The organism is Rhizobium sp. C104 (genome assembly GCF_022354505.1).
Taxonomy (GTDB): domain Bacteria; phylum Pseudomonadota; class Alphaproteobacteria; order Rhizobiales; family Rhizobiaceae; genus Rhizobium; species Rhizobium redzepovicii.
Genome location: NZ_CP092348.1, coordinates 749,300 through 764,563 on the forward strand (window position 1 = coordinate 749,300; position 15,264 = coordinate 764,563).

General features: G+C 62.0%; 15 protein-coding genes, 1 tRNA gene and 1 pseudogene. 11 read left to right on the forward strand and 6 right to left on the reverse strand.

What is annotated here, in order from left to right; translation table 11 throughout:
• Nucleotides 1-107: 107 nt before the first annotated feature.
• On the reverse strand, nt 108-1,208 hold the full coding sequence (locus MF410_RS04760; RefSeq protein WP_239620217.1) for a branched-chain amino acid aminotransferase: 1,101 nt from the start codon (nt 1,206-1,208) through the stop codon (nt 108-110).
• A 300-nt stretch (nt 1,209-1,508) separates the two neighbouring features.
• Between MF410_RS04760 and MF410_RS04765 the strand changes: the two genes are divergently transcribed.
• Entirely contained in the window at nt 1,509-2,729 is a 1,221-nt protein-coding gene (locus tag MF410_RS04765) for a PLP-dependent aminotransferase family protein (protein WP_097629356.1), read from the forward strand.
• Nucleotides 2,730-2,971: 242 nt separating this feature from the next.
• Here the strand turns inward: MF410_RS04765 and MF410_RS04770 are convergent, their stop codons facing one another.
• The 3 genes and pseudogenes from MF410_RS04770 to MF410_RS04780 all read right to left on the reverse strand — a co-directional run bounded on the left by MF410_RS04770 (nt 2,972) and on the right by MF410_RS04780 (nt 5,873).
• Nucleotides 2,972-4,012 carry a DUF2278 family protein gene (locus MF410_RS04770; protein WP_097629357.1) on the reverse strand — a complete coding sequence of 347 codons (1,041 nt, stop codon included), beginning with the start codon at nt 4,010-4,012 and terminating at the stop codon, nt 2,972-2,974.
• A gap of 100 nt (nt 4,013-4,112) precedes the next feature.
• Nucleotides 4,113-5,171, reverse strand: coding sequence for an aldo/keto reductase (locus MF410_RS04775; RefSeq protein WP_097629358.1), 1,059 nt, complete (start codon nt 5,169-5,171; stop codon nt 4,113-4,115).
• A gap of 230 nt (nt 5,172-5,401) precedes the next feature.
• A pseudogene (locus MF410_RS04780) lies at nt 5,402-5,873 on the reverse strand (MarR family transcriptional regulator).
• 221 nt (nt 5,874-6,094) lie between these two features.
• Between MF410_RS04780 and MF410_RS04785 the strand changes: the two are divergent.
• The 8 genes from MF410_RS04785 (at nt 6,095) to MF410_RS04820 (ending at nt 14,083) form a co-directional block, all read left to right on the forward strand.
• Nucleotides 6,095-6,862: an alpha/beta hydrolase gene (locus MF410_RS04785; RefSeq protein ID WP_097629360.1), complete on the forward strand. Its 768-nt coding sequence runs from the start codon at nt 6,095-6,097 to the stop codon at nt 6,860-6,862.
• Between the two features lie 184 nt (nt 6,863-7,046).
• On the forward strand, nt 7,047-8,024 hold the full coding sequence (locus MF410_RS04790; protein ID WP_097629361.1) for an ABC transporter substrate-binding protein: 978 nt from the start codon (nt 7,047-7,049) through the stop codon (nt 8,022-8,024).
• A gap of 7 nt (nt 8,025-8,031) precedes the next feature.
• Complete coding sequence (locus MF410_RS04795) at nt 8,032-9,726, forward strand: iron ABC transporter permease (RefSeq protein ID WP_097629362.1); 1,695 nt, start codon at nt 8,032-8,034, stop codon at nt 9,724-9,726.
• Entirely contained in the window at nt 9,714-10,733 is a 1,020-nt protein-coding gene (locus MF410_RS04800) for an ABC transporter ATP-binding protein (protein ID WP_097629363.1), read from the forward strand. The genes MF410_RS04795 and MF410_RS04800 overlap by 13 nt, the downstream gene beginning before the upstream one ends.
• 121 nt (nt 10,734-10,854) lie before the next feature.
• Nucleotides 10,855-11,964 carry an endonuclease/exonuclease/phosphatase family protein gene (locus MF410_RS04805; protein ID WP_097629364.1) on the forward strand — a complete coding sequence of 370 codons (1,110 nt, stop codon included), beginning with the start codon at nt 10,855-10,857 and terminating at the stop codon, nt 11,962-11,964.
• A gap of 8 nt (nt 11,965-11,972) precedes the next feature.
• A complete protein-coding gene (locus MF410_RS04810; RefSeq protein WP_097629365.1) occupies nt 11,973-12,743 on the forward strand; it encodes a DNA mismatch repair protein MutT in 771 nt (256 codons plus the stop codon).
• Nucleotides 12,744-12,873: 130 nt separating this feature from the next.
• On the forward strand, nt 12,874-13,785 hold the full coding sequence (locus tag MF410_RS04815; RefSeq protein ID WP_097629366.1) for a PhzF family phenazine biosynthesis protein: 912 nt from the start codon (nt 12,874-12,876) through the stop codon (nt 13,783-13,785).
• 222 nt (nt 13,786-14,007) lie between these two features.
• Nucleotides 14,008-14,083: transfer RNA gene (locus MF410_RS04820), tRNA-Lys, on the forward strand.
• Nucleotides 14,084-14,170: 87 nt separating this feature from the next.
• Here the strand turns inward: MF410_RS04820 and MF410_RS04825 are convergent.
• Nucleotides 14,171-14,431 (reverse strand): hypothetical protein, encoded by a 261-nt coding sequence (locus tag MF410_RS04825; RefSeq protein WP_239620219.1) that lies wholly within the window; start codon nt 14,429-14,431, stop codon nt 14,171-14,173.
• A gap of 69 nt (nt 14,432-14,500) precedes the next feature.
• Between MF410_RS04825 and MF410_RS36565 the strand changes: the two genes are divergently transcribed.
• Both MF410_RS36565 and MF410_RS04830 read left to right on the forward strand, forming a co-directional pair.
• Nucleotides 14,501-14,635, forward strand: coding sequence for a hypothetical protein (locus MF410_RS36565; RefSeq protein WP_275593022.1), 135 nt, complete (start codon nt 14,501-14,503; stop codon nt 14,633-14,635).
• Between the two features lies 1 nt (nt 14,636).
• The gene (locus MF410_RS04830) at nt 14,637-14,981 is read left to right on the forward strand and encodes a hypothetical protein (RefSeq protein ID WP_222149025.1); all 345 of its coding nucleotides are present in this window, start codon (nt 14,637-14,639) and stop codon (nt 14,979-14,981) included.
• On the opposite strand, the gene MF410_RS04835 is transcribed toward MF410_RS04830, so the two are convergent.
• Nucleotides 14,950-15,183 (reverse strand): hypothetical protein, encoded by a 234-nt coding sequence (locus MF410_RS04835; protein WP_165503937.1) that lies wholly within the window; start codon nt 15,181-15,183, stop codon nt 14,950-14,952. The genes MF410_RS04830 and MF410_RS04835 overlap by 32 nt on opposite strands.
• Nucleotides 15,184-15,264: the final 81 nt, after the last annotated feature.

Sequence of the window (15,264 nt, forward strand, 5' to 3'; positions counted from 1 at the left end):
TCGCTCCGGCGAGGGCGGAATATATCTCTAACCCGACGGCTTTGCGGGCGACGGTGAGCGGCACCCTGTCGGTGTTGACGCCGCCGTTCGCGTGGAATGTCCGACGTTCAGGTCGGGATGAGGCGCGTCCAGCCGTGCTCATCGTTCGTTACGCCCTTCTGCAGACTGACGAGCTGCTGGCGCAGTTCGCTGGTCAACTTGCCGGTCTGTCCGTCTCCGACCAGAAACTCGCCGCCGGCATGTCGAACCAGGCCGATGCCCGCCAGGACTGCGGCAGTGCCGCAAGCGAACGCTTCGACGAGCTTGCCGCTGGCAGCGTCGTCTTGCCATTCCGCGAACGAGTAGGGGCGCTGCTCGACGCGCAAGCCCCTTTCTTCGGCGAGCACGATCACCGACCCCCGGGTGATGCCCGGCAGGATCGTGCCGCCAAGGGGCGGGGTCACCACCGATCCATCGTTCATCACGAAGAAGACGTTCATGCCGCCGAGTTCTTCGACCCAGCGATGCTCTGCGGCATCAAGGAAGACGACCTGATCGCAACCCTTCTTCGTCGCCTCGGCTTGCGCCACGAGGCTGGCTGCGTAGTTTCCGCCGCATTTTGCGGCACCCGTGCCGCCGGCGGCCGCACGGGTGTATTCGGTCTCGACCCAGAGGGAGACGGCCTTCGCGCCACCCTTGAAGTAGGCGCCGACCGGAGAGGCGATGATGCAGAAGACGTATTCCTGCGCCGGACGAACGCCGAGAAACGCCTCGTTGGCGAACATGAAGGGGCGAAGATAGAGGCTGGCGGTGCCGGAGGGTATCCAGGCCTTGTCGACGCGGACCAGTTCTTCGACCGCCTTCAGGAAGAGTTCTTCGGGCACGGGAGGCATCGCCATGCGCGTTGCCGATTGCGCGAAGCGGCGTGCGTTCTCCTCAGGCCGAAAGAGCAGAATCCGGCCATCATCCGCCTTGTAGGCTTTCATGCCCTCGAAGATCTCCTGAGCGTAGTGCAGCACGGCGCTCGCAGGATCGAGTTCCAGGGGCCGCCTCGGCGTAACCTTTGCATCGTGCCAGCCCTTGTCGGCAGTCCATCGTGCCAGGACCATGTGATCCGTGAAGAGCTTGCCGAAGCCGGGCGTCTCCAGTGCCTGGATGCGATCGGCTTCCGGGACGGGAGACTTGTGGAGTTCGATTTTGATTTCAGGAGAGGCCGACGTCACGGTCATTGCTGGCACCTTGATAGTAAATTGAATAGTGGCGGCGACACTACTGCCGCCGAGCTGGTCTTGGAAAGGTCTGAATCAGCCGGTTTCGGCTTTGACCAGAGGAATAATCACTTGATGCGGCTGACGTCGAGCAGCAAATTCGGGATCGAGCGCCGTCGCAAAGACGTTCGCCAATCTCGCACCAAAGCTTTGGAATATAAGATTTCCAACTTGTCACCATAACAAGAAAATAGGTCAGCATTATTGACATAATTTCCACCGCATGGTTTGTCGACGGTATAGAAAATACGAGGAAACCCCATGCTGAACTGGGACACCATGTTTGCGTCGCGCTCGTCGCGCATGCGCGCATCCGAAATCCGTGAACTCCTGAAGCTTCTCGACCGGCCCGACATCATCTCCTTTGCCGGCGGCATTCCGGATCCGGCGCTCTTTCCGGATCGGGAGTTCAAGCAGGCCTATGCCGATATCTTCGACGGCGCCGCCGTCAATTCGGCGCTGCAATATTCGGTCAGCGAAGGCTACAAGCCGCTGCGCGAATGGCTGGTCGGGCAGATGGCTGCTCTCGGCATTCCTTGCGAACTCGACAATGTCTTCATCGTCTCCGGTTCGCAGCAGGGCCTGGATTATCTCGGCAAGCTCTTCCTGTCACCGAACGACACCGCGCTCGTGACATGGCCGACCTATCTCGGCGCGCTGCAGGCCTTTAACGCCTATGAACCGGCCTACGACCAACTGACGCCGAACGGCAACCGGACGCCCGAGTCCTACCGCGCGGCCGCTTCCGCTGCCGGCGGCAAAGTGAAGTTCGCCTATCTCTCCGCCGACTTCTCCAATCCGACCGGCGAAACCGTCGATCTTGATGGCCGCAAGAAGGTCCTGGCGCTGGCGGAAGATCTCGACATCGCCGTCATCGAGGATGCGGCCTATCAGTCGCTGCGTTACGACGGCGATCCGATCCTGCCGATCCTGGCGCTCGAAATCGCCGAGAAGGGCCATATCAACGATACGCGCACGATCTATTGCGGCAGCTTCTCGAAGACGCTGGCGCCCGGCCTTCGCGTCGGCTTCATCGTCGCCAATGCGCCCGTTATCCGCAAGCTGGTGCTGATGAAGCAGGCGGCCGACCTGCATTCTTCGACGATCAACCAGATGGCGATATCAGATGTCGCCGAGCGCGGCTTCGATGCGCAGGTCGCCAAGATCAAAACCGCCTACAGCCAACGCCGCGACTGCATGCTGGCAGCGCTCGAAAAATACATGCCCGAAGGCTCGAGCTGGACGAAGCCGGAAGGCGGCATGTTCATCTGGATCACGCTGCCTGAGGGGATGGACGGCGCCAAGCTCTTGGCGAAATCGCTCGAAACCGCCAAGGTGGCCTTCGTACCCGGCAAGGCCTTCTTCGCCGACGGTTCCGGCGCCAACACTTTCCGCGTCAGCTTCTCCTGCGCCAACGAGCAGGTGATCGAGGACGGCATCGGCCGCCTGGGCGCGCTGATCTCGGCCGAGATCGGCGGCTGATTGTTGTCGATTGAGAGAGTGTGGGTGCGACGATGCCACGAGTCCCTTCTTCCCAGCGGGGAGAAGATGCCGGCAGGCAGATGAGGGGGCGCGACGTCAGGAGCGAATGCGCTGAGCGCAAGCGAAGGCAAGCAAAGGCGTGCGGTGCGGCCCCCTCATCCGACGCTTCGGGCCACCTTCTCCCCGAGGGGAGAAGAGGGAGAGAACCGCTTGCTCTCGTATTCGCAATGGACGTTCACCAATCAGAAAATCGTCGTCCACCCTTCATTCGCCGTTTCGCTCTTGCCGTAGCCGACGCGGTCGGCCACGGCGCCGTCGGCATTGCGCAGGATGATGTCGCCGCCTCTGTTGGCAAGCTGGGGGCCGCTTGCGGCATCGAGCGCTATGGTGCGGAGTTCGCCGGCCTCAAGCGTTCCCGACAGCGTCTGGGTCCTGTCGTTTTCGTCCTCCAGCTTCCAGCCGTCGAGCGATGCCGCCATGTCGGAGCGGTTGATCAGCGTCACCGTTTCGGCTTCCGTGCCGCCTGCGCCGTTTACCGGGTTGATCAGCGCGGCGATGATGCGCAGCGACGAGGCCACGATCGGTTGCGGCCGGCGGGTGCCTTCGCCGCGACCCTGGCCGCCGCGGCCGTCGGAGACGGGATGGCCCGTTGCCGCATCGGTGTTCCAGTTCTGCGACTGGAAGCAGAGAAAGATCGCTGCCCATTCGTCGGTGTCGTTGAAATGGACGAGCAATGCACCATCCTGGTTCGGCCCGTTGGTGGCCTTGAAGCTGCCGCCATCGCCCTGGTTCATGTGGATGTCGTGGATGCCGTTGCCCGGCTCGAAATCGAAATATTGGTCTGGCTTGTTATTTTCAGGCCCCCAGGCCTCGCCGAAGGCGTAGAAATGCACGTCGGAATCGGCAATGCCTTCCTGGACGATCGGCTCGATGAAATCACGCAGGTCGTTCTTCGGGCCGGATAGCTGGAAGGGCGCGACGTTCATGTCTTCGCGTTCGATCAGCCCGCCGCGGACATAATCGATCGCAGGGCCCGGACGGTCCTTGCGGATGTCGGTCAGGCCCATCGGCAGCTCTTCGAGCGCTTCCGTCAGCGCCGGGTGCTTGAAATCGACGATGTTGGCGTAGAGCAGGTCGTGCGGCGATTCCTTCGAGCGGACGTTGAGCGCGATGCGGTAGCTGATACCGTTCGCCTCGATGCGGATCTCGATGTGCGGATCGTTGTCGTCGTCAAGGGCGAGTGCGCTGGCCGTACCCTTCAGGACCTTGTAATTCCTTAGCATGCCGAACCTCGCAGGAGTAGCGGGCTCTTACGCTAACACGGCGAAAGTGCATCTTTTATGACGCCTGTCTTTCGCCGTGCAATGGCGGGTTCATCATCGCCTATTGCTGGAGATGCGGGCCGAAAAGCTCGAGATCGGCCTCACCAAGCCTGTCGCTCACCGTGTTCAGCTGGTGCCAGTAGGGATAGATCACCGGCGGCAGGCTGACGGCATCGAGGCGCTTGCGCTCCTCGTTCGTGAGCTTCAGCTCGGCGGCGGCGATGTTGTCTCGGAACTGGGCTTCTGTGCGGCCGCCGATGATGACCGAGGTGACCGCCTTGCGGCCGATCAGCCAGGCGAGCGCCACTTGTGCGGCCGAGACGCCGCGCTCCTGCCCGATCGCGACCAGGGTCTCGACGATGTTCCAGAGGCGGTTCTCATCTCGGATCGGCGGTTCGGTCCAGCCGGCAAACTGGCGCGTGCCTTCAGGAGCGGCCTGGTTGCGGCGGTGTTTGCCGGAGAGCAGGCCGCCGGCAAGCGGGCTCCAGACCAGCACGCCGAGGCCCTGGTCGATCGAAATCGGCAGCAGCTCGTATTCGGCGTCGCGGGCTTCCAGCGTATAGTGGATCTGCTGGCTGACGAAGCGCTGGTAGCGGTGCTCGTTGGCGATGCCGAGCGCCTTCATGATGTGCCAGCCGGAATAGTTCGAGCAGCCGACGTAACGCACCTTGCCCTGCTTGATCAGCGTGTCGAGGGCTTCCATCGTCTCTTCGAGCGGCGTCTGGCCGTCCCATTCATGCACCTGGTACAGGTCGATGACATCGGTCTTCAAGCGTTTGAGGCTCGCTTCGCATTCCCGGATCAAGTGGTAGCGCGACAGTCCCTGGTCGTTCGGGCCGTCACCCATGCCGAAACGGGCCTTGGTGGCAACCAGCACGCCTTGCGGCCGCTTGCCAGAGAGCACGTCGCCGATGATGTTTTCGCATTCGCCGTTGGAATAGGCATTGGCGGTGTCGATGAGGTTGATGCCGGCATCGATGCAGATATCGATCATCTTCCGCGCCTCGGAGACGCCGAGGTCCCCGACGATCTTGGCCCATCCGATGCCGCCGAAGGTCATCGTGCCCATGGTCAAAGTCGAAATTTTGAGGCCTGAACGGCCGAGCAGACGATATTCCATTGAAATTCCTCCTTCATCGAAAACACGAGTGACGTACCTCAGCGCGGCGGAATGGCAATGGCTGGGTATTCACGCCTGCGTGAGGCTAGGCCAGATTTCGAGCGCCTACATCTTTCGGGCCGGGCGCCGTCGACGCGCGTCTCCGGCGGCAGGGCGCCGGCAGACTGATCGTACAATATGCCATCGGCTTGTCGACGGAAATCGTTCGGGCGCAGCGATGACGCGCCGCGTCAGGTCTCTTCCTCGTTCTTCTTGTGAATGTCGTCGCGGATGGAAGCGATCGTTTCCCGAATCGTGTTGACGGTCGCGGCGTCGAGACCGACGGCTTTTCCGATGCAGTCGAACACTGGGGCGGCACGGCTCTTCAAGGCGTGCCCCTCCTTCGTCAGGCGCAGGAGGACCTGGCGCTCATCGGCGGGATTTCGGTTGCGGGTGACGAGGCCTGATTTCTCCAGCCGCTTCAACAGCGGGGTGAGGGTGCTCGAGTTCGAGAAACAGGGTCTCGCCCAGATCCTTCACCGTGCGGTCGTCATGCGCCCATAATGCGGTCATCACCAGGAACTGAGGATAGGTGAGATCCAACTCATCGAGCAGCGGGCGGTAAAGCTGGTTAAAGGCATGGCCTGCCGAATAGATTGAAAAGCAGAGCATTTCATCTACCTTCGGCACGTCGGTGAGATCATCTGGTGTGGCGTTTTTCATCACCTTCTCCTCAGGCCTCAATATAATTTGTGCGCGATCTATTTGCAAGCTATTGACGTCTCGAGCTTTCTGGCCTACATAGATCGTGCACAAACAAATCGCTTACAAATTATATGTCATCGAGAATATGGGCGGCCTGCCGCGTCAGGAGATGCGGAGACGAGTGATTGCCCTCCAGGTACGAATCTTAGTCAAACCCAACCGACGAAAGGAAATTGCCAATGTTCAAGTTTGCTGCTGTCGTCGCCCTGGCGGGCGCACTTCTTTCCGGTACTACCGTTGCCGAGACGGTCAAGCCGACCGTCGTCCTCGTCCATGGCGCCTTTGCCGATTCCTCCAGTTGGAACGGCGTCGTCGAAATCCTGCGAAAGGACGGCTTCCCGGTCGTGGCTGCTGCCAACCCGCTGCGCAGCGTTTCCAATGACGCCGCCTATGTTTCCGATGTGGTCGCCAGCATCGCCGGCCCGGTCGTCCTCGTCGGCCATTCCTATGGCGGGCAGGTGATCTCGGCTGCCGCAAACGGCCACGACAATGTCAAGTCGTTGGTCTATGTCGCGGCCTTCGCACCTGATGCAGGGGAATCGGTTGCCGATCTCGCCGGCAAGTTTCCCGGCGGCACGCTGGGTACTGCGCTTGCGGCGCCGGTGAAACTGAGCGGAGGCGGCGTCGATCTTTATATCGACCAAGCGAAGTTCCATGACCAGTTCGCCAGCGACGTGCCGGCTGAACAGGCTGCCCTGATGGCGGCGGCGCAACGGCCGGTCACCGACGCGGCTCTCAACGAAAAGTCGGGCGAGCCTGCCTGGAAGAAGCTGCCGTCGTGGTTCGTCTACGGCACCGGCGACAAGAACATTCCGGCCGCAGCCCTTGCCTTCATGGCCGAACGGGCCGGGTCCAAGCGAACCGTCGTGGTCGAGGGCGCTTCCCACGTCGTGATGGTTTCGCAGCCGCAGAAGGTGGCAGACCTCATCGAAGAGGCGGCAAAGTAACATTCGATCAGGGCCACGGCGCTGAAGTGCCGTGGCTCGGCTTTTGGCAAGCATGAGCCTGCATGCGAGGCCGCGATCGACCGGGTTTGCAGCGATGGCTTGTCGGCGTCCAGCGGCGGCGCCTGTCACATCCCTGTCAACGACCCCCAATAAGGGAGGGGTGACCGCAATGAGGATCCCTCCCATGAAAACGATCGTTTCCGCCGCTGCACTTCTTGCCGCGAGCTTCCTCGCCGTTCCGGCCCTTGCCGCAAACCTCGTTCTCTACACCAGCCAGCCGAACGAAGACGCGCAGGCGACGGTCGATGGCTTCATGGCTGCCAATCCCGATATCAACGTCGACTGGGTGCGCGACGGCACGCCGAAGATCATGGCCAAGCTCCAGGCCGAGATCCAGGCCGGCAACCCGGTTGCCGACGTTCTCCTCATCGCCGACATGGTGACCCTGGAGCGCCTCAAGGAAGACGGCAAGCTCCTCGCCTACAAGTCGCCGGAAGCCGGGCAATACGACGCCACGCTCTATGATGCCGACGGCTATTATTATTCAACCAAGCTGATCACGACCGGCATCATGTACAATACTTCGGCCGGCATGAAGCCTGCGAGTTGGAAGGATCTGACCAAGCCGGAAGCCAAGGGCCTCGTCACCATGCCGAGCCCGCTCGCTTCGGGTGCGGCCCTCATCCACGCCCAGACGCTCACCGCCGTTCCCGGCCTCGGCTGGGATTTCTACAAGTCGCTTGCCGAAAACGGCGCGATTGCCGCCGGCGGCAACGGCGCCGTCTTGAAGTCGGTCGCTTCGGGCGAAAAGGCCTATGGCATGGTCGTCGACTATCTGCCGATCCGCGAGAAGGCCAAGGGCGCTCCGGTCGAGTTCGTCTTCCCGAGGGAAGGCGTTTCGGCCGTCACCGAGCCGGTCGGCATCCTCGCCAGCACCAAAAATGCCGATGCCGCCAAGAAGTTCGTCGATTACGTGCTCTCAGAAAAGGGCCAGGAAGGTTTTCTCAAGCTCGGCTACATCCCGGCCCGTAACGGCATGAAGCTGCCGGAAGGTTTTCCGTCGCGCGACACCATCAAGGTCCTGCCGATCAAGGCCGCAGATGCGCTCAAGAATACCGATCAGGATCTGAAGACCTTCTCGGGTCTCTACGGCTCGAACTGATCCTTCCATGCACGGCTATGTCAGAACCGGAAACAGCCAGCCCGCCTGGCTGTTTCCCTTTGTCGTCATCACCGTCCTGATCCTCAGCGTGCTGCCGCTCGCCCGCCTTGCGATGGTCGGGATCGCGGCCTTCGCCAACGGCGGCGTTCTGACTGTGCTCGGCGACCCGTCGGTTTGGTCGGCGACCTATTACACCATCGTCACGGCGCTTTTCGGCACGATCATCTCGCTCGTCATCGGCTGTCTCTTCGCTTTCCTGCTGACGCTGACCGATATCACTGGCAAGGGGCTGCTCAGCTTCTTCTTCGTGCTGCCGATGATGATCCCGCCGCAGGTGACGGCGCTGGCCTGGGTGCAGATGTCGGGGCCATCAAGCCCGCTGTTGAAGGCGCTCTCCATCGCCCCACCGCTTGGCTCGCCGCAGCCGCTCTATTCGGTCGGCGGCATCGCGCTGCTTTATGGCGTGCAGCATGCGCCGCTGGTCTATCTCGCGCTCCGGGCCGGGTTGATGACGCTGCCGCGCGACGGGGTCGAGGCGGCACGGCTTTCCGGCGCCTCCAGCCTGCGGGTGTTCCGCGACATCATCCTGCCGCTGTCGCTGCCCGGCATCATCGCCGGGGCGGCGATCTCCTTCGTCTCCTGCACCGGCAATTTCGGCATTCCCGCCATTCTCGGCATTCCGGCCTCGATCTTCACGCTGCCCACACTCATCTTCACCAAGTTTTCCGCTTTCACCAGCCGCACCTTCGGCGATGTCGCCGTGCTCTCGGGGATCATCGCGATGATCTCGGTCGCTGGGCTGATGATCCAGGATCGGGCGCTGCGCGGCCGCGATTATCGCATCATCGGCCTGTCGGGGGCGAGTGCCGCCTTCGAGCTCGGCGCCTGGCGGTTCGCCTTCACGCCGCTTCTCTGGGCGATCCTGTTCTTCATGCTGGCAGCACCCTTCTCCGCGCTCGTCGCCGGCGCGCTGGTGCCGGCCTACGGCGTGCCGCTCACCTTCAAGACCATGTCGCTGCATGCCTTCGAGGAAATCCTGTTCCGGCAGGCGGTGACGCGCACCGCCTTTGTCAATTCGCTGTCGCTCGCCGCCGCTACCGCTATTTGTCTCCTCACGGTGACCGTGCTTGCGGCCTATGCGCTGACGCGGCGAAGAGATGCTGCTTCCCGCATCGCGTCCAGCCTGATCGAGATACCCTATTCGCTGCCCGGCATCGTCATGGCGGTCTCCTTCATCCTGGTGTTCGCGGCACCCATCCCGTTCCTGCACATTTCGCTCTACGGCACGATCTGGATCATCCTGATCGCTTACCTCTCCTCCTTCTTCGCCGTCAGCCTGAAACCCGTCGTCAGCGCTTTCCACCAGCTTGACCCAGCGTTGGAGGAAGCGGCACGGCTTTCCGGCGCCGGCTTCTTCCGCCGGCTTTTCGATATCATCGTGCCGCTGATCGCGCCGGCCGCCGGCGCTTCCGTCATCCTCGTCTTCCTGATTGCCTGCAACGAGCTGACGATCTCCGCGCTTCTCTGGTCGGCCGGCACCCAGACGCTCGGCGTCGCCACCTACAATCTCGACGACAGCGGCAGTTCCGACCTCGCCTCGGCGCTCTCGGTGCTCGTCGTCCTCATGGTGGTCGTCATGATGCTGCTGCTCGAATTCCTGGCAAAACGCCTGCCGAAAGGGGTAGTCCCATGGCGAAGCTGATCCTCAACCGGCTGGCCAAGGATTTCGGCACCGGGCGGCCGGCCGTCAGCGATTTCTCGCTCGATGTGCGGGAGGGCGGCTTCCTGGCGCTGCTCGGGCCTTCCGGCTGCGGCAAGACGACGGTGCTCAGGATGATCGCCGGTTTCGAGACGCCCTCCGACGGCTCGATCCATCTCGGTGAGCGGGTCATTGCCGATGCTGCCCAGGCGCTGCCGCCTGAGAAGCGCAACATGGCGATGGTGTTTCAGTCCTATGCGCTCTGGCCGCATATGAGTGTTGCCGACAATGTCGGATACCCCTTGAAGGTGCGCGGCATTTCCGACGAGGCCTACCGCGCGAAGGTCGGCGAGGCGCTGTCTTCCGTCCGGCTTGCTGATTATGCCGGGCGGCGTCCTGCCGACCTTTCAGGCGGCCAGCGCCAGCGCGTGGCGCTCGCCCGCTGCCTGGTGACCTCGCCCGACGTCGTGCTGCTGGATGAGCCGCTCGCCAATCTCGACCGGCACCTGAAACAGGAGATGGAGGAAACCTTCCGCGAGTTCCACCAGCGCTCGGGTGCCACGATGATCTACGTCACCCATGATCAGAGCGAGGCGATGGCGCTTGCAACCGACGTTGCCGTCATGTCGGAAGGGCGCTTGCTGCAGGTGGCGCCGCCGGCCGAGATCTATGCCCGGCCGGAGGGACGTGTCGTCGGGGGGCTGATCGGGCGAGGGGCAATCCTGACGCTGCCGGTGATGGGCAGCGAACGCCATCTGGAGTGGGACGAGCTGCAGGATACGCTCCACGCGGCCAACACCGACGGCGCCGATATTCTGGTGCGGCCGGAAGATGTGACGATCGGCGGCGAGGGGGCTCCCGCAACCGTCGAAGCAGTGCTTTTCGAGGGCGAACGTCATGCGGTCAAGCTCACGCTCGGCAACGGCCAGACGTTGCGTGGCTTTAGCCGTGTGGCTGTCGTGCCCGGTGAAAGGGTGCGCGTCGTCATCCGCGCCGGCTGGCGGCTTTGATCGAGGCAGGCAATTGCATCCGGGGCTTCAAAAGGGGTGGTTGTCCGCATATTTCTTGGCCCCGCCATCTTTTCCCCGTGCGATTGCCGGATAAGGTACTGCCCGCAACCGGACCTTTGCCATGTCGCTTCGCCTCGCTACCTTCAACGTCGAAAATCTCCTGACCCGTTTCGATTTCACCGGTTTTCGTAACCAGTTGCGCCAGGATCGCGTCATCAAGCTTTTCCAAGTATCGAGCGAGGGCGTCTATCAGCAACTGGAGCAGGCGCGGGTGATCGCCGCGACCGACGACACGAGACAGATGACGGCGCTGGCGATCGCCGATGCGGATGCCGATATCCTCTGCCTGCAGGAAATCGACAATATGGCCGCTCTCCAGGCCTTCGAATACGGCTATCTCTTCCGCATGGTCGGAAACGGTTACCGGCAGAAGTATCTGGTCGAGGGCAATGACAGCCGCGGCATCGATGTCGCCGTGCTGATGCGCGAGGAAACGCGCGACGGCCAGAAGATCGAACTCAAGGAAGTCCGCAGTCATGCGATGACGACCTATCGCGATCTCGATCTCTTCGACGAGGAGCTGGCGCTCACCAACCGCATCGATGACAAGATCTTCAAACGCGACTGCCTGGAGCTCGATCTCCTGATCGGCGGTCGGCCATTCTCGCTCTATGTCGTGCATTTCAAATCGATGGGCAATCCGCGCGACGAGCTCGACGGGCGGAAATCGACGATGCCGATCCGTCGCGCCGAGGCGCGCGCCGTGCGCCGCATCATCGAGGATAGTTTCGGCGCCGGGCACACGGCCAAGAAGAGTTTCGCCATTTGCGGCGACATGAACGATTACCAGGAGCGCGTCGATGTCATCGGCCGCCGCGGGGCCGGCTATCGTTTCGAGCATCAGGACGAGGCCGAAAGCGCGCTCGACGTTTTCAGCCATGACGGCTTTGCCGAAAACGTCGTGCGCCGCCGTGCCGCCCTCGACCGCTGGACGCTCTATCACTCCCGCGGGCCGCAGGAGCAGTGGCTCTGCCAGCTCGACTATCTCTGGCTTTCGCCAGCACTTGCCGCCCACAATGCCGGCCGCCTGCCTGACATCATCCGCAGTGGGCAGCCCTATCGCACCATCTTCCCACCGGGGCAGGAGGTGGAGCGTTATCCGCGCACAGGCTGGGACCGGCCGAAGGCGTCCGATCACTGCCCCGTCGTCATGACACTGGATCTCCCCTGAAAGCGAACATGAAAACCAATTTGAACATGAATTTTGCAAACAGCGATTTTTCCGATGATTTCGCCGGCTGGCCTCCGGAGGCCACGGTCTTCCCGATCGCCGGCGTCGATCTGCGCGTCCTGCCCGGCAGCCATCCCTTCGTGCTTGCCGAGGAAGCAGCGATCCGCGAGAACTGGGCCAAGGAAACCGCCGCCAACCCGGCGCTGTTCGACGGACGCCTGGTGTTCCAGCAGCGGCTGTCGTTCAGTGAAGACGGGATTGCGGGCGAGGGCTACGTCACTCCCTTTTCCGCTTTCATGTGGTGGCGCCGGCAGCCGCAGCGCCAGGGCGGCCTGCATATCTTTGCTTATCCGGTGCTGGAAAGCTCAGACGGCGCGCTGGTGGCGATCCGCATGGGCGCGCATACCGCCAATCCCGGCCAGGTCTATTTCGCCGCCGGTTCGCTGGAACAGGAGGATATCGTCGACGGGCGCTGCGACATCGAGGCCAATATGCGCCGCGAGGTCCATGAGGAGACCGGCCTCGACCTTTCCGATTCCGTGGCAGGGCAGGGGCTCTACGCCAGCTATTCCAGACGCACCGTCACGCTTATGCGGCTCTTCCGCTTCGACATGACGGCGGATGAGATGGTGAAGCGGATCGAGGCTCACATGCTGGTCGCCGAGGACAAGGAGATCGCCGGTGCAGTGGCGATCCGCTCGGCCGATCCCAAGGCCTATCCTTATAACATCTCCATGCTGCCGGTGATTAGCTGGTATTTCGGCAAGGCGAGCGCATAAGAGGCCAAAGGCCGAAGCCTCGAAGGACACGCTCCGGCTTGGCTCCTTGCATCCATCTGACTTAGCGCCTTGCACTCGGCCGTTTGGTCGGGCAGGTTGGCGGCGCGATGACCGATTCAAGGAGGCCGATGTGGCGCGAAGCTACAGCGTCTATGACGTGTTCACCGATCGAAAGCTGGCGGGCAACCCGCTGGCGGTGATCTTCGACGGAGACGATCTCAGCGACGAGGCGATGCAGGCGATCACCCGGGAGATCAATCTCTCCGAGACAGTGTTCGTGCAGCCTTCGAGCAATCCCGCCTATGCGGCAAAGCTCAGGATCTTCACGCCGGGGCGTGAGCTGCCGTTTGCCGGTCATCCCACAGTCGGCACGGCGGTGGCGCTGGCCGAACGGGCGCATGGCGCGGCGACGCTCGATCTCGTGACGGTGCTTGAGGAAAACGTCGGGCCAGTGCGCTGCGCGGTGCGGCTGAGGGAGGGCGAGGCGAGCTTTGCCGAATTCGACCTGCCGCGGAAATCGCAACCGGCCGTCATGCCGCTCGACAAGCTCGGCATGGCTGATGCGCTGTCGCTGAAGGTGACCGAAATCGGCTTTGAAAATCATGTGCCCTCGGTCTGGAGCGCCGGCGTTCCTTTCCTGCTCATTCCGGTGCACGATGTCGGAGCCGCGCAGCGGGTCGAATTCGATCCGCAGCTCTGGGAAAAGATCGTGCCCTTCGTCGAGGGTGCGCTTGCCTCGGCGTATGTCTATTGCCGCGGCGGGGTCAACCACGTGGCAAAGTTCCATGCGCGAATGTTCGCAAGCGGCATGGGCATCGTCGAAGACCCGGCCACCGGTTCGGCGGCGGCGGCACTCTCCGGCGCGATCCACCATTTCGACCGGCTGACGGACGGGCATCACCCGATCATGATTGAGCAAGGCGTCGAGATGGGCCGGCCATCCTTCATCCATTTGCATATCGATGTCGACGGCGGCGCGATCTCCAACGCGCGGATCGGCGGCCAGGCAGTGCGGCTGGCGAGCGGCACGCTCGACCTTTAATTTTATGGCGTGCCGCGCGTCCGAAGCCGCGCGCGCTGCCTTATCGCTTTGAATCTGCGTCTAATCCTGTCCGAAAATCGATCCCGGTTTCCGGGATTATGCCCCGCATTTCACCCATCCCGAAAAATCTTCGCGATTAACCAAAGAATTTTCGCCGATGCGCTGGACAAGCCTGCCGATCCTGTTTATACGCCCCGTCACACCGCGCAGCCAAGCGCGAACGGGTGATTAGCTCAGTTGGTAGAGCAGCTGACTCTTAATCAGCGGGTCGTAGGTTCGAGCCCTACATCACCCACCAAAAACCTCTTGATATTATTGGGTTTTATGTGATTGTGCTGGCAATTCCGGACTACCGGTTTCCAACATTTTGGAAGCGGTTTCCAATTCACGTTCCGATCCTGTTCCTGAAAGCAGCCGGCTCGATCTCGCTCCATCGTGCCTCCATGGGCTTCATGGCGTCTTTCGCCAAACTCCTCAGAGCGACCTCCCGCCCGTAGTGCTGAACCATCTGCCCAGACATGTTGCAGATCGATCCGACCTGGTTTTCGGTGCACCCCACCTCAAGCAGATTGATGACCGCGTTCTTCCGCAGCCCGTGGAAGACGATCCTCTCCTCTCGGAATCGCTTGAACGACTCTTCGTCCATTAGCTTCTGCCATTCCGTCCTTACAGGAAATGGATCGATCGCATACCGGCCAACGATAAGATTATCGCCATGTCAGCCTTCTTCACCGGCCAGCGCCAAGGCGACGTTCTCGCCATGGTCAAGCCAAAGGCAGGAGGAACCACGATAGCCGTCAAGGCGCAGAAGACGAAAAGGACGGTCTGGATCCCGATCCACTCCGCCTAGCGTGATGCTACATGCGGGCGCGCGCACGAAATATTACAAGACCGCCGACGGGTTCAAGAGCTTCGAAAGCCTTCTCGGCGGCCGGCCAGAAACCCTTTTCCGAGTGGTCGGGGAGCCTCTTGCCATCCAGCAGAAAACCTTTGTCGTCGCGCTACAGCGCTTCGCAAATGGCGACCCGGCTCTGGAAGTCACGTTCCAAGTGCTCCGGCAGGGACAGGGACGGCCAGGCTGCGGCGGTGTTTCGGAACTTGGTGTAGAAGGTGTAGACCGTCTCGGCGCCGCTCTTCCGGCGCTTTATGACGCGGTGGACGTGCTTAGGCAGTTCGATCGTTCCGCTTTTCCCTGATCTTGTTACGGAATTTCGCTCCAATGCTTGAGGCGGTTTCGACGGCGCCGATGTTCATCGCGCGGTCCAAGTCGTCACGATACCAAAACTTCCGCCGGGTGGTGTCAACTACGCGCGGCTGTGGATATGCGGTACCGACGCGCTCGAGGAAATCCTCGACGTGCTTTTCTCCGCAATCGCCAGCCGCCATGTCCGCAGTCATGCGCAGCGGCCAGCTGCCGGCCGGGTTAGTGGGCTGGCGACGGACGGTCATCCACCAATCCTCTCGTTCCACGCCCCAATA